Here is a 21,779-nt window from a genome sequence, read left to right as displayed (position 1 = left end):
ATCCCTTATGTCGAGCACATCGTGACGGGTGCTATTTCAGGTCTCTTGACGCTGGTTGCCTCATATCTCTTCGAAAACCGCGCGCGTCGCCTTCGGGCGGCATGGACTCGGGTTTTCGGTTAGCTTGTTCGTTGACTTTTTGAATCCTCCCGGTCGAACCGACCGAGGCCCCCGGTTTGGTTACGCGTCATTGGTGGGGAGCATGCGCGTGGGCGACGGGAGCTCGGGGTCCGTTACATGCCCCAGCGTCGAGGTCCGGCCATGAACGGTCTATCACCAGGGTGTATTGAACGGCCGAACCTCCGTTGGAAGGCGACATTGTTTTTAGGGCTCGTCGCTACTAATGAGAGTGACCATGCGCCGTCGCACCGTCTTCAGGAGGAATGGACCGGACATGATAGGGCCGGCCTCGACGATCCACTGGAGGGGTGATGCGAGCTCGCGCGGGACATCGCGGCATGTCCGAAATCGTTGCGCCGACGTGCACTGGATGCCGGTTGGCTGGTCAATAGGCTGCACGCAGTGCTTCATCCGCGACCGCAAGTCGTGAAGCAATCGTCTTGACGAGAAAGCGATGAAACTGCTGCGCGGTTACTGGATCCTCCTGCTCGAGTGCAAGCAGCGTCTCAAGTGACAGGCGCCGGACACGCGTGGGCACTTCGGCGAGCACATCAGCGCTGCGCCGATTCCGCGTGTACACCGCCATTTCGCCGACGACCGTACCGGGCCCGAACGAGCGCAGCCGGACCGACCGACCGTCCGCAAGCGGGAGCGATACGGCGACACGCCCGCGCTCGATGATGTACAGGGCGTCACCCGGCTCGCCGCGAAGGAACAGCGCCTGCCGGGCGTTGAGATCGCGCACCTCCATGCATGCAGCTAGCCTTTCCAGGGAGTGTGGCGTGAAATGCGCCGCGAGCATTGCGCGGAAATTGTCCTCTTCCTGAGGCGGGGCATTGACACCCGGCGCAAGCAGCTTGTCTTCGATCCATTCCAGGCCAGCATCCAAGGTCGCGAACTCATGTATCCGGAGATTGAGCGTACCGGTTTTCACAAGCAGCTCACGCGATCGCGGCGGCAATCCCGTCAATACCAAATCCGCGTCGATCGTTGCACAAAGCTGTCTGAGCTTAACGAAACTGACCGATACCGACGCGTCCATCCCGCTGGTGGCAGCAAAGTCGAGAACCACAAAACGGGCCGGCACGGGACCGCGCGTGGCTAGCCGTTCGCGCACGCGCTGCAGGATCGAATTGGCCGTGCCGAAGAACAGGAACCCTTGCAGGCACGTCCCGCATACCTGCGTGCCGAGTTCGTGGAGTCGTTGGCTATCCTCGATGCTGCGTTCGACGTTCGATGTCCGGGTGCTGGCATCGAACTCCATGCGCACGCAACTGACGCGGCCATAGAGCAACGCGAACATCACGCACGCGGCAACGACGCCCGCCACCACGCCAGTAACAACGCCATAGAGCGCGATGACGCCGAGAATGATCGGGACAAGGAGATATTCGTACCAGTTCAGCTTCCGGTATGCACCGACCAGCCACTGGATCAACAGGCGTAGTCCCATGAAGAGCTGGAGTCCGACCAGCACCGGCACGGGGAACAGCGCGACGATGTCTGGCGAGACGACCAGCAAAAGCAGGCACGCGAGGGACGCGAACACGCCGGCCATCCGGCTTGTCGCGCCCGCGCGCGAGTTGAGCATCGACCGGTTGAACGATTGATAGCCGACCATTCCACCCAGCATCCCGCTCGCAAGGTTGGCGATGCCCGCAGCCCGCATCTCGCGATTCAGGTCGACATCCTCGCCTGTCGCCGCGCCGATCGCAGTCGAGTTCATCAGGATCGTGATTGCCGACGCCGACGTGACCACGAGCGTCTCCGGCAGGTGTGCACCGATGGCCGCCCAATCGACGTTGCCGTGCACGAGCGGTCCCGGCAGGTGAAACGCGGGAATTTGGCTCAAATGCAATCCCGCATGAGGAAGTAACAGTCCCATCTTGCGCGCGTCATCGATCGACAGGCCGTCGACGTGCAGCAGGAAGTAGAAAAGCGCGATGCCGAACACCAGCACGAGAGGCAGCGCGGCAGCGTGTCTCCAGCTGCGCATCAGAACCGTGATTAGTACTCCGACCAGTAGGGCAGGCATCCAGGCGAGCCAGTGCAGATGCGTCAGGAACACCAGCGTGCGCCAGTGCAGCGGCTCGCCGGTCAGTACGCGAAACGCGCCCGACAGCAACAGGTAGCCCGTGCCGGCCAGGAATCCGCCTACAACCGGATAGGGCAGGAACTGCAGTGAGCGGCTGCGCCTCGACGAACCAATCGCGTAAAGGATAGTACCCGTCACCACTGAACACAGCGCGATGGCCATCAGCACGGTCAACAGGACGGTCTGCGCCGATCCGCCGTCCGCTCGCACGCTGCTGGCGACGCCCGCCGCGACGCCCGCGAGAAAAGCTGTCGCATTGCTGTCGGGCCCCGCGATGTTCAGGCGCATTGAACTCATGAGCGCGATGACCAGCGCGGTCACGACGCAACTGACGAGCGCGGTGGGCACGCCCAGCTCGGCATAACGGGCGAGATCCGCACTGAAGATCATCGTGCCGAGGCTCATTGCATAGCAGAGCATGACGAGCGTCGATACTGCGCCGCCAGTCAGGTCGCCGAGCAGGCCGGAGAGGCGGGAACGGGTGCGAACGTCGGCGGCTGAACCGGTGGTGTCTGGCTTCACGGTACTCCCCGACGAATGCAGGTGGTCGTGCTTCGGGCGTCGCTGGCAGAGCGACTTAGTATCCGTCGCGGGTTTCGGCCATGTCAAATTGCTTACATCTCGTCGCGTGACGCCTACACTGTTTATTCACGGGCAAACGTCGGAACAGCGAACAGTCCGTGTGGTTCTGATGCTGGGAATCGTGCAGCGTCAATTCGTCTGATTTCAGGTCAGGCGGACGGATACGTCTTGAGCAGCGAGGAGAACCGGGCCGCGTTGCGGCTCAACGAGGAACGCCGCTCCGGGAAACGGCTTTCGGTGACGGTCATGGATATTGAACGATGGCTGAGCCTGTTGGGGCTTGAGCAATACGCGCGCACATTTGCCGACAACGACGTCGACTTCGCGATGTTGCCCCGACTGACCGACGCGGATCTGAAGGAGCTCGGGGTCCATTCGCTTGGCCACCGCAAGCGCATGCTCTTGTCCATTTCCGAACTCGCCACGGCGGGGTCTTGCGCAACGCCGTCCGTGGTCGACGTGCAAGCGGATGAACGCAGACAGGTCACCATTCTGTTTGCTGATCTGTGCGGCTTTACCGCGCTGTCCCAGTCGCTCGATCCGGAAGAACTGCGCGAAATTGTCGGCCGCTATACCGCGCTTGTAGACGGTATCGTGCTCGCGTACGGCGGCACGATCGACAAGCACATCGGCGATGCCGTTATGGCGCTGTTCGGGGCTCCGCGCGCGCACGACTCCGATACCCTGCGAGCGGCGCGTGCCGCGCTGGATATCCACGACGCGCTGGCCCAGCTAGGCGCGCAGGCATCGCGTCCTTTGCAGGCGCACGTGGGAATTGCCAGTGGTGAGGTTGTCGCGGGCGCGCTCGGACGTGCCGACGCGCAGGACTACACAGTGCACGGCGATCCGGTCAATCTCGCCGCGCGGCTCGTGGCAGCGGCCAAGACCGGTGAAACCCTGGTTTCCGACGGCGTCCGCCGCGCGCTCGGTGACTATGCAGTCTGCGACCCGGCCGGCGACATGCGCTTCAAAGGTATCGGTACACCGGTGCGGGTATGGCGGCTGCGCAGCATGGCGAGCGAGCCATCGACTGCCAGCCGCGGTCATTTCGTCGGACGAAAGGCCGAACTCGAGCAATTCCATGGGATTGTCCGCGCATGTCTTGCCGGGCCGGCAGGCCATGTCGTGTATGTTCGCGGCGACGCGGGCATCGGCAAGACTCGGCTTGTCAACGAGATGCGCGGCGTCGCGCAGGCGCAGGGGTTTGAGATCCATCGCGGCCTCGTGCTGGATTTCGGGGTCGGCAAAGGTCAGGATCCGGTGCGCGCTGTCATCGGCAGCCTGCTCGGCCTGTCGTCCACCTCAGGTGGCGCCGAGTCTGGCATCGCCGTCGAGCGTGTCGTCTCGGCTGGCGTCGTCAAGCCTGAGCAGGTCGTGTTCCTCCATGATCTCCTCGATCTGCCACAATCCGGTGAATGGAGGACCCTCTATGACGCGATGGCACACGCCGCGCGCAAACGCGGCAAGCAGGCGCTCATCGCCACGCTGACTGAAAATGCGTGCCGGAATGGGCCGGTCCTGATTGTCGTCGAAGACCTCCATTGGGCTGACCCGCAGGTGCTCGACGACCTCGCGGCCTTTGCCTCGGGCGTTGCCAACGGCCCAGGCCTGCTCGTGATGACGTCGCGCGTGGAAGGCGATCCACTCGACGCCGCCTGGCGAACGCGCTGTCGCGGTACGCCGTTTGCCACCATCGATCTTGGGCCGTTGCGAAGAGACGAGGCATTGAGCCTTGCGGGAGACTTCATTGACGCCAGCCAACGTGTGGCGCTCACTTGTATCGAGCGGGCGGGCGGCAATCCGCTATTCCTCGAACAGCTCCTGCGCAACGCCGAAGAAGGAAGTGGTGAGGCTGTTCCCGCCTCGATCCAAAGCCTGGTGCTGGCGCGCATGGACCGGCTGACCCCGCGCGACCGTCAGGCATTTCAGGCGGCTGCGGTGATTGGACAGCGCTTCGACGTGGCGTTGTTGCGGCGGCTCATCGATGAACCCGACTACGTCTGCGATGCTCTGGTCGCCAATGCACTTGTGGTACCGGAAGGCGACGATCTCCTGTTCGCGCACGCATTGATTCAGGAAGGGGCCTACTCGACGCTGCTGCGAACACGTCGGCGCGAGTTGCACCGGCGAGCCGCCGACTGGTTTGCGGCTACCGACCCCGTGCTGTACGCCCAGCATCTCGATCGCGCCGACGATAACCGCGCCCCGCAGGCGTATCTTGACGCGGCTGTCGCGCAACGCACGGCCTACTTTATCGAGGCGGCGGTACGCCTGATCGAACGAGGCCTCGAAATCGCGAAGACGGACACAAATCGCCACGCGCTCATCTGCCTCAAGGGCGAACTGCAACGGGACCTCGGTGATATTGCGGCGTCGCTTGACACGTACCGGGCGGCATTGGCCGCTGCGCCGGACGAACCAGGCGTATGCCGGTCGCAGCTCGGGCTCGCCGAGGGCTTACGGGTCAACGAAGGTCTTGCTGAGGCCCTCGCCCTGCTGGAAGCGGCCCAGAGAGTGGCGGAACGCGATGACATGGTGTCGGAACTCGCGCGCCTGCACCACCTGCGTGGAAACATCCTTTTCCCCCTCGGCAAGATCGAGGATTGCCGCGCCGAGCATGAGCGAGGGCTTTCGTATGCGCGGCGCCTGGGCCTTCCTGAAGCGGAGGCGCGCGCTCTTGGCGGGCTTGCCGACGCAGCCTACGCGCAAGGGCGGATGCGCACGGCTTTCGAACACTTCAGCCGTTGCGTTACGTTGAGTCGCGAATATGGCCTCGGCCGGATCGAGGTCGCGAATCGTTCGATGCAGGGTTTCAGCCGGATGTACCTCAACGAAGCTCAGCAAGCGCGTGAGGACGCAGTCGCCGCAGTGCGTGCGGCAACGCTCGTTGGGCAGCCGCGCGCGCAGATGCTGGGCGAGACGCTAGGTGTCTTTGCCTGCCTTGAAATGGGCGACGTGCAGGCGACCCAAGTCCATCTCGAGCAGGAGATGCAGCTGATCCGGCAACTGGGAGCGCGCCGCTTCGAGGCACAAAACATGGAGATGCAGGCGCGCGTGCTGCTTGATTGCGGTCGCCGGAAAGACGCCGTAAGCCTGCTGCATGAAGCGCTGGCGATCTGTGGCGAGGTCGGCATGCAGTTCAGCGCTCCCAAGGCCGTGGGCGCGTTGTGCCGTGCGGTCGAGGACGACGCCGAGCGTGCGCGTTTCCTGGCCAAGGGTGCCGAACTACTGCGTCTCGGCGCGGTTGGTCACAATCACTTGTGGTTCTACCGCGACGCCATCGAAGCGATGCTTTCGGTCGGCGACGCGTCCGGCGCGCTGCGCTACGTGACGGGCCTCGAGGAATATACGCGAGTCGAGCCGCTGCCTTGGGCGGAACTATTCGCGGCGCGCGGCCGTGTGCTCGCCCTCTGCCTGCAAGGCCACGCTGACAATGCCACGCGGCGCGAACTCGAGCGCGTCGGCGAGGTACTTCGGGATGCCGGCTTCAAGAGTTACCTGGTTGCCGTGAACGCGTTCCTTGCCGCGTAGCTGCAGTGTTTTCCTCAAGCATCTCATCCTCGTCTCCTGCTATACCACCCACGTCTCCACGCGCTGAAAGGCTCCAGACCCGCGGTGACAGTTCGCATTGCTTATGCTGCCGGCGAGGCCGCGAAATCTGCCCAGAACCTGGGCACTCAGTCCAGGGTAAGTGCGCCCACTTGATTGGTAAAAGCACGCGACACAGACGTGCTCATACCCGCGAAACGCGGCCGAGCGACCCGACAGGTAATGTATTAGCCGCTCGTACCGACGAATATACATTTTTAGTCCGATACCGAACGGCGGCTACGACACCGCGTATATCGCGCCGCGCTTGAGTGCACCGGGCTTCACCGGCGAAAATTCCGGGCGTCTATTAAGTAAGCTATCCATATCAATCAATGTCATCATTGGCAGCGCCATGATGGGTTTATCCCAATAAATAAGCTTGCATTTTCCACCCGAAAATCTATCTTAGATAAACAACAAAGATTTTCAGCAGCGCGGCGGAGGAGACTATGCCGGCTACACGGATGATGATTGCGCGGCGAGCCGGCGTCAGCGTGGCCACTGTCGATCGCGTCTTGCGCGACGACCTGGCGGTGCGTCCCGAGACCGCCGAACGCGTTCATCTTGCACTCGCCAATCTGCGCGATGACCGTGCAAGCCGTGGCCGTCCCGCGAAAGCCACCTCGTTCCGCATTGCCTTCGTTCTTCCGCAAATCAATTCCCGCTTCCTCGATCACGTGGAACGCGACATTGCGTTGTCCGCGAGTTTTTTTCGTGAGCATCGCATCACCTCGTCGTTCTACCGCTGCGATTTCGCGGTTCAACGCGACACCGCATCCTTTTCGGAGCAAGCGATCGCATACGACGCCGTAGTCATGGCGCCTCTGGACTACCCATGGGTCGCCCACTTCATCGACGAACTGAGTAGCGCCGGCGTGCCCGTCGTCACGGTGTTTTCCGACTTGCCGGGCAGCGCCAGGGCAGCATATGTAGGCGTCGATAACCGCATTGCCGGACGCACCGCCGGACTGTTGATGGGCCTCTTTCTGGGCGCGCGCATCGGCACGGTCGCGGTGCTATCGGGATCGTCACGCCTGCACGACCAACTCGAACGGCGCACCGGTTTTTCGCAAGTCCTCGAAGAAGACTTTCGCAATCTGCGCTGGGTTGCAGAGCCCGACTTTACCGAAGATGACGACGGCGCCGGCCTCGCGGCGCAGGGCCTGCTCGCGCGCCATACGGATCTCGTGGGCGTCTATGTAACGGGCGGCGGTATCGCCGGCATTGCGTCGGCGCTCCAGGAGTCCGGCGACAAGGAGCGCGTGGTCCTGATCGGCCACGGCTGCACGGCGCAGACGCGCGCCCAACTCGCCGAGCGCGCGATTGACGTGATCCTCGATCAGGACGTGCGCGGCATCGTGCACTGGGCGGGACTCGCTGCCCTCAATTTTCTGAACGACGTGCGGGGCGCGCTTGCCATTCCAACGCCGGGAACCCGGATTTACCTTCGTGAGAATGCGCATGCCTGACGCTCGCGACACGCGGACCGATGCCTGAATCCGCAGAGCCGAAACACGGTGCCCAGCGCATGAGCGCCAATCGTCGTAATGATCGGAGACCGAAATAAAAGGAGAAGACACATGTTACGGCTTACATCAAAAAGGGTGGCTGCAGTGCTCGCCTTGACGCTGGGGCTTGGCATGGCTTCGGGCGCGCAGGCGCAGGCGAAGCAACTGACGCTGTGCTGGGCCGCATGGGACCCGGCGAACGCACTCGTCGAGTTATCGAAGGATTTCACAGCCAAGACCGGCATACAGATGAAGTTCGAGTTCGTGCCATGGACGAGCTATGCCGACCGCTTCATCAATGAGCTCAACTCGCACGGCAAGCTGTGCGATCTGATCATCGGCGATAGTCAGTGGATCGGCGGCGCGGCGGTCAATGGCCACTACGTGAAGCTCAACGACTTCTTCACGAAGAACAAGATATCGATGGACGACTTCATGCCGGCAACGGTCGTCGGCTACGCGGAATGGCCGAAGAACACCGCGAACTACTGGGCGCTCCCGGCCATGGCCGATGCCGTCGGCTGGACGTATAGAAAGGACTGGTTTGCGAGGCCCGAGTTGCGCGCCGAGTTCAAGCAGAAATACAAACGCGAACTGGCGCCGCCCACCACCATGGACGAACTCAAGCAGACCGCCGAGTTCTTCCAGGGCCGCAAGATCGACGGCAAGACCGTGTACGGCGTCTATATCTTCACCGAACGCGGGTCTGAGGGCATCACCATGGGCGTGACGAACGCGCTCTACGCGTGGGGCTTCCAGTACGAAGATCCGAAGAAGCCGTATCACCTCGACGGCTTCGTCAATTCGCCCAATGCAGTCAAGGGGCTGGAGTTCTACAAGGCGCTCTACAAGTGCTGCACGGCGCCGGGCATGACGAACGCCTACATGCAGGAAGGCCTCGACGCGTTCAAGTCGGGTCAGGTCGCGATGCAGATGAACTGGTTTGCATTCTTCCCGGGACTCTATAAAGACCCGAACGTCGGCGGCGACAAGATCGGTTTCTTTGTGACGCCAAAAGAACTTCAGCAATTCACACAGCTCGGCGGGCAAGGGATATCGGTCGTCTCTTACTCCGACCACAAGGAGGACGCGCTCGAATACATCAAGTGGTTCGCCCAAGCCGATGTGCAGAAGAAATGGTGGCAAATCGGTGGCTACTCGGCGGCGAAATCGGTCGTACAGGACCCGAGTTTCCCGACGAGCGCACCGTTCGCACCGGCGTTCCTGAAATCGATGGAAATCGTCAAGGACTTCTGGGCCGAGCCTGCCTACGCGGAACTCTTGCTCGACATGCAAAAGCGCGTGCATGACTACGTCGTGGCGGACAAGGGCTCGGCGAAGCAGGCGCTCGATCTGCTCGTCAAGGACTGGAACAAGGTGTTCAAGCAGGAAGGCAAGTAGGGCGTTCGAGCATCAGTACTGGCGGCGGTCGCATGGCCGCGCCAGTACGCCACGAGGAGGCGGGCATGCTGGCAGACAAGCCTTTTGTTTCGCAGGAGCTGGAGTCCGGGCGAGGGACGCGCAGCGGCGGCAGCTTGCGCGGCCTGTCGGATCGCACCATTGCATGGCTCTTCATTCTTCCGACCATCCTGCTATTGCTCGCGATCAATATTTTCCCGTTGATCTGGGCGTTGCGACTGTCGTTCACGAATTTCAAGTCGAACATGCCGAGCGTGCCGGCACGGTTCATTGGCATCGACAACTACATCGATATCCTGACCGACGAGGACATCTGGTACGCCATGCAGGTCACCGCGCGTTTCGTGTTCTGGTCGGTGAGCCTCGAAGTGTTGCTTGGCTTCGGCCTTGCGCTCCTGATCAACCGGCAATTCCGCGGCCACAGCTTCTGGACGACCCTGATCCTCTTGCCGATGATGCTGTCGCCTGCGGTCGTCGGCAATTTCTGGACCTTTCTGCTTCAGCCGCAGACGGGCTTGTTCAACGATGTAGTCAGCCTTGTCACCGGCATTTCACCGGCCTCGTTCCAGATGATCGGCGACGTGCCGCTCGCGCCGTGGACCATCGTCATGGTCGATACCTGGATGTGGACGCCCTATGTGATGCTGATTTGCCTCGCGGGACTGCGCTCGATTCCCGACTATATCTATGAGGCCGCGGAAGTGGATCGCGCGACACCCTGGCGCCAGTTCTGGTCGATCACGCTGCCCATGACCATGCCGTTCCTGATGCTGGCCGTGCTGTTTCGCGGCATCGAAAACTTCAAGATGTTCGATATGGTGAACCTGCTGACGTCCGGCGGTCCGGGCTCGGTCACGGAGACCGTTTCGATCACGCTCAAGCGCGCCGCGTTCGAAAAGTGGCAGACCGGTTATTCGTCGGCGCTTGCGATCATTCTCTTCGTCACGGTGTTCGGCGCAGCGAACATCTATATCAAGGCGCTCAACCGGATCAAACAGCGATGAAACCGCCCGGCAATGCTCATTCGGTGGTGGCCGCGTCGCCTCGCGGCAAGACCTTCGCGGCCATGGTCGTGATCGTGTATGCGCTCGTGACGACCTTGCCCATAGCGTGGATCTTCATGACGAGCTTCAAGACGCAGGAGGATGCGATTGCGTATCCGCCGGTCGTGCTGTTTCAGCCGTCGCTCGAAGGCTACGTCAATCTCTTTACGATCCACTCTCGGCAGACACCCGAATTTATCGCGAGCCTGCCGCCTGCGACGACGTGGTATGAACGCGATGTGCGCAAGCGCGGCATGGTGATCGCGGGGGCATCGAAGGTGTTGCCGCGCTTCGTCAATTCGCTGGTGATCGGCTTCGGCTCGACCTTTCTCGCCGTGTTTCTCGGTACGCTCGCGGCCTACGCGTTCTCGCGCTTCAAAGTGCCGCTGGCGGATGACCTGCTGTTCTTTATTCTCTCCACGCGCATGATGCCGCCCATCGCGGTCGCAATTCCTATCTACCTGATGTATCGCGCGCTGGGTTTGAGCGATAGCTATGTCGGCATGATCGTGCTCTATACGGCAGTCAACGTTTCGCTCGCCGTGTGGCTGCTGAAGGGCTTCATGGACGAGATACCGCGCGAGTACGAGGAAGCCGCGCTCGTCGATGGCTATACGCGACTGCATGCGTTCGTGAAGGTCGTGCTGCCCCAGGCCATTACCGGGATCGCCGCCACTGCGATCTTCTGCCTGATCTTCGCGTGGAACGAGTACGCGTTCGCGTCGCTCCTGACGAGCGGCGACGCGCAGACCATGCCGCCGTTCATACCATTCATCATCGGTGAGGGCGGGCAGGACTGGCCGGCCGTTGCCGCGGCCACGACGCTGTTCGTCCTGCCGATCCTCTTTTTCACCGTCGTGCTTCGCAAGCACCTGTTGCGCGGCATCACCTTCGGAGCGGTACGCAAATGAAACGTCAACTTGTCGCGCCGCGCGAGCGTTTCCTGCGACGCGGCCATAGCGAAATCGCGGCGACCGTCGTGATCGGCGCCGGCATCGCGATGCTCGTGCAACCGTTTTCGCTTGCGCTCTTCACGTGGTCGTTTCCCGTGATCCTCGCCGGCGCGCTGGCGTTCCTCGTCACCAGCCATTTTCCGGGCTGATCCATGTCCGCCATCACGCTCGTCAACCTGCACAAACGCTTCGACGATTTCGTCGCGGTGCGCAACACGGATCTCGTCGTGGGCGCCGGGCGTTTCGTCGTGCTGCTCGGTCCGTCGGGCTGCGGCAAGACAACCACGTTGCGCATGATCGCCGGGCTGGAGCTGCCTACTTCAGGCCAGATACTGATAGACGGCGAGGACGTTACGGCGCTGCGCGCACGCCAGCGCGACATTGCCTTCGTGTTCCAGATGTTCGCGTTGTATCCGCATATGACGGTGCGCAACAACATTGCGTTTCCGCTGAAGAACGAGCATGTGCCGCGCCGCGAGATCACGGCGCGGGTGGATGCGGCGGCGCGCATGCTGCGCATTGAAGAGATACTCGACCGGAAGACCGGCGGCCTTTCCGGTGGCGACCGTCAGCGCGTGGCGTTGGGCCGTGCCATTGTTCGCCAGCCGAAGGCGTTCCTGATGGATGAGCCGCTCGGCACGCTCGATGCCGACTTCCGCGAACTGATGTGCCTCGAATTGCGCAAACTTCACGACCAGCTCAATGCGACCACCGTCTACGTCACGCACGACCAGAGCGAAGCGATGGCAATGGCCGACGATATCGTCGTGATGAATCAGGGCGAGGTGCTGCAAGCGGGTGCGCCGCACGAGATATATCATTTTCCGGCGACGGTGTTTGTCGGCAACTTTATCGGCAGTCCGCCGATGAATTTCCTGCCCGTCGACGGACCCGTCGCCGCTGGTGCGACGCAAGTACAGGTGCATGGCGCGACGATTACGGTGCCGCATTGCGACGCTGCGGCCACGAGCGTGCTGCTGGGCATTCGCCCGGAGCATGTTGTCGTCGATGAACACGGGGCGCTGCGCGGCAAGGTGATCGCCGACGAGTTCCTGGGCTCCCACCAGGTGCTGATGATAGAAACGGCTGCGGGCATCGTGCGGGCGCGCGTGGGCAAGGAGGTGAGGCTCGCTGCCGGATCGCCGGTCGGGCTGTCGTTTCGCAAGGAGCGCGCGTTGCTCTATGACGCGGTGTCGGGTCGCAGGCTTCCGGCGACCGAGCTGGCGAGCGCGGAAACGGGAGATGTTCATGGCTGAGGTGCAACTACAAAACGTCTCGAAGCATTTTGGCGCGACCTTGGCGGTGGACGAGCTGTCGATTGACGTAAAGGACGGGGAATTCGTCGTGCTGCTTGGACCGAGCGGCGCAGGAAAAACCACGACCTTGCGCCTGATCGCGGGCCTGGAAAAACCCGATACCGGCGATGTCCTGATCGACGGAAAGTTGGCAACCAACGTCCATCCGTCCGATCGCGATGTCGCGTTCATCTTCCAGCAGTACTCTCTTTATCCGCACCTGACGGTATTCGACAACCTCGCGTTCCCGCTGCGTTCGCCGCGCCGTCGCATCAGCGAGGCCGATGTACGCGCGCGCGTGCAGACGGTTGCCGCGATGCTGCACATGGAATCGAAGCTTGCCAACATGGCGACGCATCTGTCGGGCGGCGAGATGCAGCGAGTGGCGATCGGGCGCGCGCTGGTTCGCGAGCCGCGCGTGTTCCTGATGGACGAGCCGCTGTCATCGCTCGATGCCAAGCTGCGCGAGGAACTGCGGATCGAACTGAAGCGCCTGCACCGGAATATCGGCGCGACTATTGTGTATGTCACGCACGATCAGGTGGAAGCGACCACGCTCGCGGATCGCATCGGCATTCTTGAACATGGGCGGCTCGTGCAGCTCGGCACGCCGCGCGAGGTCTATGGCAATCCTGCATGCGTGAGCGCGGCGCGGCGTCTCGGTTCGCCGCCGATCAACCTGCTGCCGCCGACGCTCTTCGATCCGACGGTCATGCCGGCAGGCACCGCGACCGTTGCGATACGCCCGGAGGATATTGTTGTCGCGGAAACAGGCGAGTCAGGCGGGCATAGCGAGCGCAATGTGATGGACGTGAAGGTGCTCGAATACTCGCCGCTGCGTCATCTGCTGATTCTGGATCGCAACGGCACGGCCGTGGTCGCGACGACCGTAACGGAACGCAATTTCAACGCGGGGCAATCGGTCGGCGTGTCGCTGCCCGCGCGCAGTCTTCTCTATTTTCGCGCCGACGGCAGGAGGATCCCGACATGAACGGCAAGACGGTCATGGCGTGCATCGAAGCCGCGCATGCAACGCTCAAGCAAAACATGGACGAGATCGCGTTGCTCGATCAGCAGATCGGCGATGGCGACCACATCTTCAACCTGCTGCGCGGCATGGAGGCGCTGCTCGCCGCCCGCGGTGACATCGAAGCCGCTGCGTTCGGGCCGTCGCTCGATGCGGTGGCGGCCAAAGTGTTATCGACAGTCGGAGGATCGTCGGGACCGCTGTTTTATTCATTGTTGAGCGGCATGTCTAAGTGCGCGAAGGGGCAGGGGATGGACGTGCCCGGGTTTGCCGTCATCTTTGCCGCGGGCGTGGATGCGGTCGGCCAGCGGGGCAAGACGGGCGTGGGCAGCAAGACGATGATGGACGTGCTGATCCCGGTCGCAAATCGTTTCAGGGAACTGGCGGCCGCGGGCGCGTCCGCGCAAGCGGTCCTCGACGAGCTGCCGCGCGTGGCGCAAACGCAGATGCTTGCCACCCGCGACATGCTCGCGACCAAAGGACGGGCGTCGTTTCTCGGCGAGCGTTCGCGCGGCCATATTGATCCGGGCGCGCGTTCCAGCGAGCTCATGATTGCGGCGGTGTGCGCGCATCTCGCGCAACACATCAAGTGAAGGAGCACAGGCCATGAAGAAGTTCATCAATCACGTCGACGATTTTCTTGCCGAAAGCCTGGCGGGATTCGCCACCGCGCATGCCGACCTCGTCGTCCTGAACAACGAGCCTTTGTTCGTGCGTCGCAAGGTGCTGACGCCCGGGAAGGTGGCGCTGCTGTCGGGTGGCGGGTCGGGGCATGAGCCTTTGCATAGTGGTTTTGTCGGCTACGGCATGCTTGATGCCGCGTGCCCGGGGCAGATCTTTACGTCGCCGACGCCGGACCAGATGATGGCCGCCGCCATGGCAGTCGATACCGGTCCGGGCGTCCTCTTCATCGTGAAGAACTACTCGGGCGATGTGATGAACTTCGAGATGGCCTCCGAGATGTCCGAGGTGCAGAACGCGATCGTGCTGATCAACGATGATGTCGCGGTCGAGGATTCGAGTTATACGACCGGGCGCAGGGGGGTAGCGGGAACGGTGATTGTCGAGAAACTGGTTGGCAGCATGGCGGAAAGTGGTGCGAGTCTTGAGCAGTGCAAGGCGTTTGGGGATCGTATTAACAAGCACACCGCGTCGATGGGCGTTGCGTTCACGAGCTGCGTCGTGCCGGCGGCGGGCACGCGTACGTTCAAGATCGGCGACGATGAGATTGAAGTGGGGGTGGGTATTCACGGCGAGCCGGGCAGGCGACGGGCGAAGTTGGCGCCGGCCGATGCGATCGTGGCGGAGTTGTTGAGTGCGATTGTTGATGATTTGAAGCCGGAGGGGGGTGCGGAATTGCTTGTGCTGGTTAATGGGCTGGGTGGAACGCCGCTTGGGGAGCTCTATCTGTTGTTCAACTCTACGCGAGTGTGGCTTGGCGAGCGTGGGCTGAGGATCGGGCGCGTGCTGGTCGGCGCGTTGACGACGTCGCTTGAGATGGCGGGAGCGTCAATCACGCTCTGTGTTCTCGATGAAGAGATGAAAACGCATTGGGATAGTGCGGTGCATACGGCGGCGTTGAGATGGGGGAGGTAGGGCGCGTCGCGGAACACGGCGAGAGGGGCAGGGAGAGTGAACCAAACCGTGGGAGGCCATTTCCGTTAACTTGACCGCCGTCATAGACGGCGTGACGGCGCAGTACCCGATGGGATACGACGCTTGGAATCTGCGAAGTTTCTAACGAAAAGAGCCCAGCGAGCCCGCCCGGCACGCTGGCCGTATCAGCTACGCTGGCAACGTTGCCAACCGATCGGAGACGAGCGAGTCACCGTGATCAGCGATGACGCTGGCGAATTCGGCAAGGCTGTGGACGGCAGCCAGCTCGCCAGGGGAAGGATCCTGGACTGGTTTCACATCGCGATGAAGTTCAAGGCTGCCCAGAACTCGGTTTTAGGAAGCCAGACGATGGAGCCCCACGAGCGAATCGCTGTAGAGACAGAGATCGATCACGCCAAGTGGCTGGTTTGGCATGGAAAGGGCCGGCAATGGGTGTCCCGCATCAAGGCCCTGGATGCCACGCTGTTGGCGAAGGAAGGCTATGAGCACTCGACGTTGTACTGGAACCTGCGCCGCCTGTCCTTCTACATCGAGAACAACGCCGGTACGCTCGTGAAATATGGCATGCGCTATCACAAGGGGCTACCGATCAGCAGCAGCATTGCCGAGTCCGTGGTGAACCTGGTGGTCAGCCATCGCATGGCGAAGAAGCAACAAATGCGATGGACGGACGAGGGAGCGCACTGTCTGGCACAGGTCAGAGTTGCTGTTCTCAACGAAGAATTCTCGGTTAAGAAACTTGCCGTGTTGACCAAGACTTCTGCAGCTGCAAACTCGCCGAGTGCGCGCCGAGCGCGCGTGAATTGACCTCCCACGGTTTGGTTCACTCTCGTCTACGGCTGCGCGGGCTGCGGATCCGCCAGAAGCCACCGATAGATGAGCAGGTCTTCATGCGTAAGCGAGGAGAGCGGCTTGCGCAGTTCGGCAATGGGAGAGGCTGGTGTCACCCAGTGCCTGCAGATCATCCCGAAGGAACTGGAGATCACGATGGCCTTTTGCGGCCACGCTGACATCTGTCAGGTGGACGAGCGGATTCTATTGCCTGACCGGTGTTGAGAATCTGCGCCGGGCACGACGCCTGGCGATGGACGGTGTTCAGCCAGATACACGGCGCATACCGCTCGCCGCCACTTCTTGCGGCTCGGAATCTTCCAACGCTTGCAGAAACGTCGAACTCCACCAGTGCACATCGAACTTGCGGATTCGCTGAAGAAGAGCTTCATGCCGGTTGATCCTCTCGTCGAGCGACATCGTTAGCGCCCGCTGGATGGCCTGCGCCGTGCCTTGCGTGTCGTAGGGATTGACGAGCAGCGCTTCCTTCAATTGCTCTGCGGCTCCGGCAAAACGCGAGAGCACCAGCATGCCCGGGTCGGCAGAGTCCTGTGCAGCGACGAATTCTTTCGCGACCAGATTCATGCCGTCCCGCAACGGCGTGACGAGCGCCACTCGACTCGCGCGATAGAGCCCCGGCAGACGCTTACGGGCCACGTTGCGATGGATGTAGCGCACCGGCATCCAGTCCAGTTCACCGAAGTCGCCATTAATCGCGCCGCACAGGCTATCCATCTGTCGCCGCAGATCGTCGTAGGCACCCACGTCCTCGCGGCTAGGGGAAGCGATCTGGATCAGCGTCGCGCTATCGCGGTTTTCCGGGTAGAAGGTCAGCAGTTCGCGGAAAGCATGGACGCGTTGTGGCAGCCCCTTCGAGTAGTCCAACCGGTCGACGCCCACCAGCAAACGCCGCCGCGAATACTCCTCTCGCATCCGGACGAACATGTCGCGCCCTTCCTTCGAGTCGGCAAGACGAATGAAGTCGTCGACGTCGATGCCGATGGGGTAGGCGCCGACCCGCAGCGTTCGATTGAATGCCCGAAGGCGATCCGGACTCAACCGTTGTGCCTGCGCTTCCGATTCGACGTAGTGAGAAAAATGCGTCAGGTCGGCTTCGCTCTGGAAGCCCACCAGATCGTAGGCGAAGAGCGAGCGCATCAGCCATTCGTGTTCCGGAATCGCGGCCATGATCAGCGGTGGCGGCATCGGAATATGCAGGAAGAAGCCGATACGATTGGTACATCCCATGGCTCGCAACTCGGCCGCGAGCGGGATCAACTGATAGTCGTGAACCCAGATGAGATCGTCCGGCTTCAGCAGCGGCAGCAACTTGTGCGCGAATAACTGGTTGACCCTGCGATAGCCCGCTGCGAACCGCGTGTCGAAATTGGCCAGGTCCAGCCGGTAATGGAATACCGGCCACAAGACATCGTTGGCGTAACCCAGGTAATACGTGTCGTGATCTTCCCGGCTCAGATCAAGTGTCGCAAGCGTGACGTTGCCGGCCGTTTGAACATGAACTTCGCTCTGGCCGGCTATTGCGGTATCCGCAGCTTCGCGTATCTTGCCACTCCAGCCAAACCAGAGCCCGCCGGTCTGTTGCAGGCTCTCCCTTACCGCTACAGCGAGTCCGCCGGCTGCAGGCTTGCGAGGATCGGCAGTGCGATTTGAAACGACGACTAGACGGCTCATGAGGTCCCTATGCTGGTGTGTTCACACGGCACTCACCGCCCGGACACGAAGGGGTAGCGCCGACAGTTAATCATCCACTCCATGGACGAATTGATGCGAGGTCAGATCTCAGCTCTTTTTTGACGTTTTGGCGATAAATGGCGTCGGTACGTGCTGACACGTCTCACTTGCGCACTTCGGGCAACGCGGATGGGCGCTCTCATGTTCAGCGAGATGTTCAGCGTGCTCGAACAAATGGCCACACTTCTCGCAACGATATTGATACGTTGGCATTTGCACTTCTCCAACACGAATCCACCTGGCCGGCCTGATACGATTCACCAGCACTGTCCGGCACTGTGAAAATCCATTCTAGTGCAGGAAATGCTCAGGCATGCGTCTCCGGTTCGTACTAGGCTTGATTTATGGTCAAGGCGGTCGTCGTCCGGCGAAACGTGGTGAACTGATACCCGCCTACTGGCGAAAACCGCTTCTCCCCCAGTGTTCCTGGCGGCACAGAGCGAGGTCCGATATGCAAGTACTTACAGTAACAATCGTCAAACCCGAAGCGACGAACTTCATCCTGGGGCAAAGCCACTTCATCAAGTCTGTCGAGGATCTGCACGAGGCAATGGTCGGTACCGTTCCGGGTATCAAGTTTGGTTTGGCCTTTTGTGAAGCGTCCGGTAAGCGCCTTGTGCGCCGGTCTGGCACCGACGCCGACCTGGTCGAGTTGGCGTGCCGGAATGCCACGGCCATCGGTGCGGGCCACAGCTTCGTGATTTTTCTCGGCGATGGCTTTTACCCCGTCAATGTTCTGAATGCGATAAAGGCTGTGCCGGAGGTATGCCGGATATTCTGTGCGACGGCGAATCCCACGCAGATTCTGGTTGCCGAGACAGAGCAGGGGCGCGGCATCCTGGGTGTGGTTGATGGGTTCCCGCCGCTCGGCGTGGAAAACGAGGAGGACGTTCAATGGCGTAAGGATCTGTTACGTGCTATCGGTTACAAAGCGTAGGTGCGGTTGCTCTCCTCGCGCGACCCGCGTGCCCATCGAACCATGGAACATCTACGTCTGCATCCCGGCACACTGTGGCCGGCCGTCCTGTGTCAGACCGCGCATGCGCTGCGTCTTGGTGCACTGCGGCCCATCGAGACAATCCAGACGCTGCTCGAAGAAGGCGGCGTACGCTTTCTCGTCCGCCAGGTCGCAAGCCTCGCGCGCAAGGAGGAAACCCGACAGGCGCGCGAAGTCGAGGTGGGGGCGGGCAGCGCGGTGAATCCGTTCCTTCCTTACGACCCCGACCTCTTTGTGGCCGAGCTCTCGGACACTCACGTCGCCTTGCTCAACAAGTTCAACGTCATCGACCATCATCTCCTGATCGTCACCCGTTGCTTCAAACCGCAGGAAGCGCTGCTCGAGTTCGCGGACTTCGTTGCATTGGCCGCCTGCATGGCCGAGTTCGACGGCCTCGGCTTTTACAATGGCGGCGCGCAATCCGGCGCAAGTCAACGCCACAAGCATCTGCAGATCGTGCCGCTGCCGCTCGGAGAATCAGGTCCGCCGCTCCCCATTGAATCCGTTCTTAGGCCCGGGGGCATGGAAGGTCCGATCGGCACTGTACCTGGCCTGCCTTTTCTGCATGCGTTCGCCCGTCTGGAACTGGCTCCTGCCGCCTCGCGGCACGCCGCACACGCCGCGTTTGATTGCTACCACGCGTTGCTCGAAGCTGCTGGCCTGCGAGCGATCGAGGTGAATGGCGAATTGCATCAGTCGGCACCGTATAACCTGCTTGTCACCCGCCGATGGATGCTGCTCGTACCAAGGTATTCGGAATGCGTCGAAGGCATTTCAGTGAATGCGCTGGGGTTTGCCGGATCGCTCTTCGTGCGTGACGCAGCACAGATGGACGTCATTAAGAGGCTCGGTCCGATGTCCGTGCTGCAACGCGTCGCGGTCCCTGCCGCCGTGGGTCAATAGCGCCCATCTGCCTAGCGTTTTCGCTTCAAGGCTGAACCTCATAAGGCGGAAACATGGGTTGTGGTGCAAATAGAACGAGCGGGCGAGACACCGTCTTTCGTCCGCCATTTCAACGAGCTGAGAACACCGTCATCCAGACAGCTGATGGCGTGATATCTTTGAGTTGCATCTTGAAGAGATCGAACTGGCCATTCCGAATGCGATGTATCAGTTCGATGCCGGATATCGTAACGGCCGTATTCCGAAAGCGGTTGAAGCCAAGCATCACATTGCCGCTGGACTTGACATTTTGATGGTCTTGTTCGATCGGGTTGTTGGAGTACTTCGATGATCTCGGCGTTGTACCCTCGCGCGGCAACTCGTCGGCCACCATTTCTCGCACCGCGCGTGAGATGCTGCGTAGCCATCCGGCGTAATGGTATCCGGAACCATCCCTTGGCTGTTGATCGCCTTCGCAAAGAAGGCCTTGGCAGCAACGACATCGCGCTTGGCGCTGAGCCTGAAATCGACTGTCTTTCGCGCTCGATCAACGGCACGGTAAAGATAGGTCCGTTTTCCACGAATCTTTCGTCTCGTCGACACGCCATGAGCGTCCGGCGGATATTGCGAACCGATTCCAGCGCTTAACGAATTCCGGCGTCAAGCGTTTAATCCAGCGCATGATCGTCGTGTGCGATAGCGACAGGCCGCGTTCAACCATCACTTCGACGAGGTCCCGAAGGCTTAGCTTACAAACAGATCGAGGGCGGCAGTTAAGCGCGGCACTGCTTAAATATCAATGGCGGTCTATTAGCCCGTTCGGAATGGTTTGGGGTCCAATTCATTCGAGCCGGCGCTAAGACGTTCGTATTCCGCGATCAGCTGAGCACCGAATAACAGGAGCGTCGCGAGGGCTTCGAGACTGAAGAGAACAACGATCGCTGTTGTCAGAGAACCATATACGACGCTTACCTGAGATAGCGTTGCAAAATACCAGACGAGTACGTGACGTGTCGCTTCCCACAGTAGGGCCGCCGCGATCGCGCCGACCAGCGCATGCCTGAACGTCGGGCGACCGACTGGGATCACGAGATAGATTGACGTCAAGACAAAAATTTCTCCCGCAAGTCCGAACAGATAAAGCAACACGCGTGAGGCACCGACAAGAGAGACCTGCCAGCCGAACGCGTCAATGCTGTTGGCGCCGACGGCCTGCAAGCCATTGGAAACGAGCGTGACGAGGAGAACACCCACGCCCAACGATAGACTGTAGCAATAGGGGAGCAGCGCGGAAATCAGGAAGTGTCGCCGCCGAATTGCCACCCGGTGCACAAAGATTACTGACATCGCGTTTTCTAGCACGGTGAACGCCAACGAACTGAAGAAAATCATGGTGCAGAGAAGTACCCAACCTATCACGGCGCGGTGCGCAAGGAAGTTCGCCAGTTCCCGCACAATGGCCTTCGCTTGCCCTGGGACTAACCACTCGAGCAAATGCACAAGCGAATCAAGTAGCACCCTTTGTTCAACGAGGTGTGACAGCGCGATCACAACCAGGATGAGTAGCGGGACGATCGAAAGCAGCGCGTAGTAGGCAACCGCGCCTGCGAGCAGCATCCCTTGGTTCGCGCGAAACGCTTTCAAGGTTTGCACCACGAACGTTGCCGGATGACCTGCAACGGTCCGCAACGCGCTGTCGTGTATCCGTTGCATAACGCCTCCGCTGCACGGCCAAACTGCGATTGCACTTCGTTCACTTCCCATCAGGGATGGCTCCCGAAGCTCCGGGATCCGATCGCCTTCTTGTGGACGAGCACCGCGATGCCCCGCTCATCGAATCAGCCGAACGACGGTGCGGTGCGACACGCGTTGTGGCGCCTGTGCACCATCAAATAAATTGTTCGAGCGGGCAGCGACGACTCCGATAATTTTGCCGGCCAAAACGGCCACGGTTGGCGCCTCCGCGGGTCGTCGTAAAACGAAGTCGAGCCGTGGCATCGGCCGCCACTTGATAGCTCCGTTTTGAACAGTCCCGAACATTCGACGACGGGTTTTCATAAGACTAAG

General features: G+C 61.1%; 17 protein-coding genes and 2 pseudogenes. 14 read left to right on the top strand and 5 right to left on the bottom strand.

Features of this window, described 5'->3' with window-relative positions; all coding sequences use genetic code 11:
* Positions 1–505: 505 nt before the first annotated feature.
* Entirely contained in the window at positions 506–2,737 is a 2,232-nt protein-coding gene (locus tag JWR14_RS31635) for a SulP family inorganic anion transporter (RefSeq protein WP_299717272.1), read from the bottom strand.
* A 228-nt stretch (positions 2,738–2,965) separates the two neighbouring features.
* Between JWR14_RS31635 and JWR14_RS31630 the strand changes: the two genes are divergently transcribed.
* From JWR14_RS31630 to JWR14_RS31575, 12 genes and pseudogenes are all read left to right on the top strand, one after another.
* Positions 2,966–6,328, top strand: a complete 3,363-nt coding sequence (locus JWR14_RS31630; RefSeq protein ID WP_299717270.1) for an adenylate/guanylate cyclase domain-containing protein — start codon at positions 2,966–2,968, stop codon at positions 6,326–6,328.
* 509 nt (positions 6,329–6,837) lie between these two features.
* A complete protein-coding gene (locus JWR14_RS31625) occupies positions 6,838–7,857 on the top strand; it encodes a LacI family DNA-binding transcriptional regulator (protein WP_299717268.1) in 1,020 nt (339 codons plus the stop codon).
* A 111-nt stretch (positions 7,858–7,968) separates the two neighbouring features.
* On the top strand, positions 7,969–9,297 hold the full coding sequence (locus JWR14_RS31620) for an ABC transporter substrate-binding protein (RefSeq protein WP_299717266.1): 1,329 nt from the start codon (positions 7,969–7,971) through the stop codon (positions 9,295–9,297).
* A 65-nt stretch (positions 9,298–9,362) separates the two neighbouring features.
* Positions 9,363–10,319, top strand: coding sequence for a sugar ABC transporter permease (locus JWR14_RS31615; RefSeq protein WP_299717264.1), 957 nt, complete (start codon positions 9,363–9,365; stop codon positions 10,317–10,319).
* Positions 10,316–11,269 carry a carbohydrate ABC transporter permease gene (locus JWR14_RS31610; RefSeq protein WP_299717262.1) on the top strand — a complete coding sequence of 318 codons (954 nt, stop codon included), beginning with the start codon at positions 10,316–10,318 and terminating at the stop codon, positions 11,267–11,269. Before JWR14_RS31615 ends, JWR14_RS31610 begins: the two co-directional genes overlap by 4 nt.
* The gene (locus JWR14_RS31605; RefSeq protein WP_299717260.1) at positions 11,266–11,460 is read left to right on the top strand and encodes a hypothetical protein; all 195 of its coding nucleotides are present in this window, start codon (positions 11,266–11,268) and stop codon (positions 11,458–11,460) included. Before JWR14_RS31610 ends, JWR14_RS31605 begins: the two co-directional genes overlap by 4 nt.
* A gap of 3 nt (positions 11,461–11,463) precedes the next feature.
* On the top strand, positions 11,464–12,567 hold the full coding sequence (locus tag JWR14_RS31600; protein WP_299717258.1) for an ABC transporter ATP-binding protein: 1,104 nt from the start codon (positions 11,464–11,466) through the stop codon (positions 12,565–12,567).
* Positions 12,560–13,597 (top strand): ABC transporter ATP-binding protein, encoded by a 1,038-nt coding sequence (locus tag JWR14_RS31595; RefSeq protein ID WP_299717256.1) that lies wholly within the window; start codon positions 12,560–12,562, stop codon positions 13,595–13,597. The genes JWR14_RS31600 and JWR14_RS31595 overlap by 8 nt, the downstream gene beginning before the upstream one ends.
* Positions 13,594–14,226: a dihydroxyacetone kinase subunit DhaL gene (gene dhaL / locus JWR14_RS31590; RefSeq protein ID WP_299717254.1), complete on the top strand. Its 633-nt coding sequence runs from the start codon at positions 13,594–13,596 to the stop codon at positions 14,224–14,226. Before JWR14_RS31595 ends, dhaL begins: the two co-directional genes overlap by 4 nt.
* Before the next feature lie 13 nt (positions 14,227–14,239).
* Positions 14,240–15,229 (top strand): dihydroxyacetone kinase subunit DhaK, encoded by a 990-nt coding sequence (gene dhaK, locus JWR14_RS31585; RefSeq protein ID WP_299717252.1) that lies wholly within the window; start codon positions 14,240–14,242, stop codon positions 15,227–15,229.
* 234 nt (positions 15,230–15,463) lie between these two features.
* Positions 15,464–16,057, top strand: coding sequence for a hypothetical protein (locus tag JWR14_RS31580; RefSeq protein ID WP_299717250.1), 594 nt, complete (start codon positions 15,464–15,466; stop codon positions 16,055–16,057).
* Positions 16,058–16,174: 117 nt separating this feature from the next.
* Positions 16,175–16,306, top strand: a pseudogene (locus JWR14_RS31575) (alpha-hydroxy-acid oxidizing protein); the annotation flags it as partial.
* Positions 16,307–16,345: 39 nt separating this feature from the next.
* On the opposite strand, the gene otsA reads toward JWR14_RS31575, so the two are convergent.
* Entirely contained in the window at positions 16,346–17,773 is a 1,428-nt protein-coding gene (gene otsA / locus JWR14_RS31570) for an alpha,alpha-trehalose-phosphate synthase (UDP-forming) (protein ID WP_299717248.1), read from the bottom strand.
* Positions 17,774–17,881: 108 nt separating this feature from the next.
* Positions 17,882–18,046, bottom strand: a complete 165-nt coding sequence (locus JWR14_RS31565) for an FmdB family zinc ribbon protein (protein ID WP_299717246.1) — start codon at positions 18,044–18,046, stop codon at positions 17,882–17,884.
* Positions 18,047–18,284: 238 nt separating this feature from the next.
* Between JWR14_RS31565 and JWR14_RS31560 the strand changes: the two genes are divergently transcribed.
* Positions 18,285–18,770, top strand: coding sequence for an adenosine-specific kinase (locus JWR14_RS31560; RefSeq protein ID WP_299717244.1), 486 nt, complete (start codon positions 18,285–18,287; stop codon positions 18,768–18,770).
* Between the two features lie 42 nt (positions 18,771–18,812).
* Positions 18,813–19,733, top strand: a complete 921-nt coding sequence (locus tag JWR14_RS31555; RefSeq protein ID WP_299717242.1) for a DUF4922 domain-containing protein — start codon at positions 18,813–18,815, stop codon at positions 19,731–19,733.
* A 109-nt stretch (positions 19,734–19,842) separates the two neighbouring features.
* Here the strand turns inward: JWR14_RS31555 and JWR14_RS31550 are convergent.
* Together JWR14_RS31550 and JWR14_RS31545 are read right to left on the bottom strand one after the other, a co-directional pair.
* Positions 19,843–20,463: pseudogene (locus tag JWR14_RS31550) on the bottom strand (IS6 family transposase); the annotation flags it as partial.
* A gap of 59 nt (positions 20,464–20,522) precedes the next feature.
* Positions 20,523–21,425 (bottom strand): YihY/virulence factor BrkB family protein, encoded by a 903-nt coding sequence (locus tag JWR14_RS31545; RefSeq protein WP_299717240.1) that lies wholly within the window; start codon positions 21,423–21,425, stop codon positions 20,523–20,525.
* Positions 21,426–21,779 lie beyond the last annotated feature (354 nt).

The sequence above is a fragment of the Caballeronia sp. genome (assembly GCF_028292365.1).
Taxonomy (GTDB): Bacteria; Pseudomonadota; Gammaproteobacteria; order Burkholderiales; family Burkholderiaceae; genus Caballeronia.
Note: the sequence above shows the minus strand (reverse complement) of the source record. Positions and strands in the feature narration are given on the sequence as shown.

Bases quoted from the DNA above. Each gene is read 5' to 3' on its own strand.
- JWR14_RS31565 (WP_299717246.1), bottom strand. From the start codon at position 18,046: ATGCCAACGTATCAATATCGTTGCGAGAAGTGTGGCCATTTGTTCGAG.
- JWR14_RS31605 (WP_299717260.1), top strand. From the start codon at position 11,266: ATGAAACGTCAACTTGTCGCGCCGCGCGAGCGTTTCCTGCGACGCGGC.
- JWR14_RS31600 (WP_299717258.1), top strand. From the start codon at position 11,464: ATGTCCGCCATCACGCTCGTCAACCTGCACAAACGCTTCGACGATTTC.
- JWR14_RS31555 (WP_299717242.1), top strand. From the start codon at position 18,813: ATGGAACATCTACGTCTGCATCCCGGCACACTGTGGCCGGCCGTCCTG.
- dhaK (WP_299717252.1), top strand. From the start codon at position 14,240: ATGAAGAAGTTCATCAATCACGTCGACGATTTTCTTGCCGAAAGCCTG.
- otsA (WP_299717248.1), bottom strand. From the start codon at position 17,773: ATGAGCCGTCTAGTCGTCGTTTCAAATCGCACTGCCGATCCTCGCAAG.
- JWR14_RS31545 (WP_299717240.1), bottom strand. From the start codon at position 21,425: ATGCAACGGATACACGACAGCGCGTTGCGGACCGTTGCAGGTCATCCG.
- JWR14_RS31610 (WP_299717262.1), top strand. From the start codon at position 10,316: ATGAAACCGCCCGGCAATGCTCATTCGGTGGTGGCCGCGTCGCCTCGC.
- JWR14_RS31595 (WP_299717256.1), top strand. From the start codon at position 12,560: ATGGCTGAGGTGCAACTACAAAACGTCTCGAAGCATTTTGGCGCGACC.
- JWR14_RS31615 (WP_299717264.1), top strand. From the start codon at position 9,363: ATGCTGGCAGACAAGCCTTTTGTTTCGCAGGAGCTGGAGTCCGGGCGA.
- dhaL (WP_299717254.1), top strand. From the start codon at position 13,594: ATGAACGGCAAGACGGTCATGGCGTGCATCGAAGCCGCGCATGCAACG.
- JWR14_RS31625 (WP_299717268.1), top strand. From the start codon at position 6,838: ATGCCGGCTACACGGATGATGATTGCGCGGCGAGCCGGCGTCAGCGTG.
- JWR14_RS31620 (WP_299717266.1), top strand. From the start codon at position 7,969: ATGTTACGGCTTACATCAAAAAGGGTGGCTGCAGTGCTCGCCTTGACG.
- JWR14_RS31560 (WP_299717244.1), top strand. From the start codon at position 18,285: ATGCAAGTACTTACAGTAACAATCGTCAAACCCGAAGCGACGAACTTC.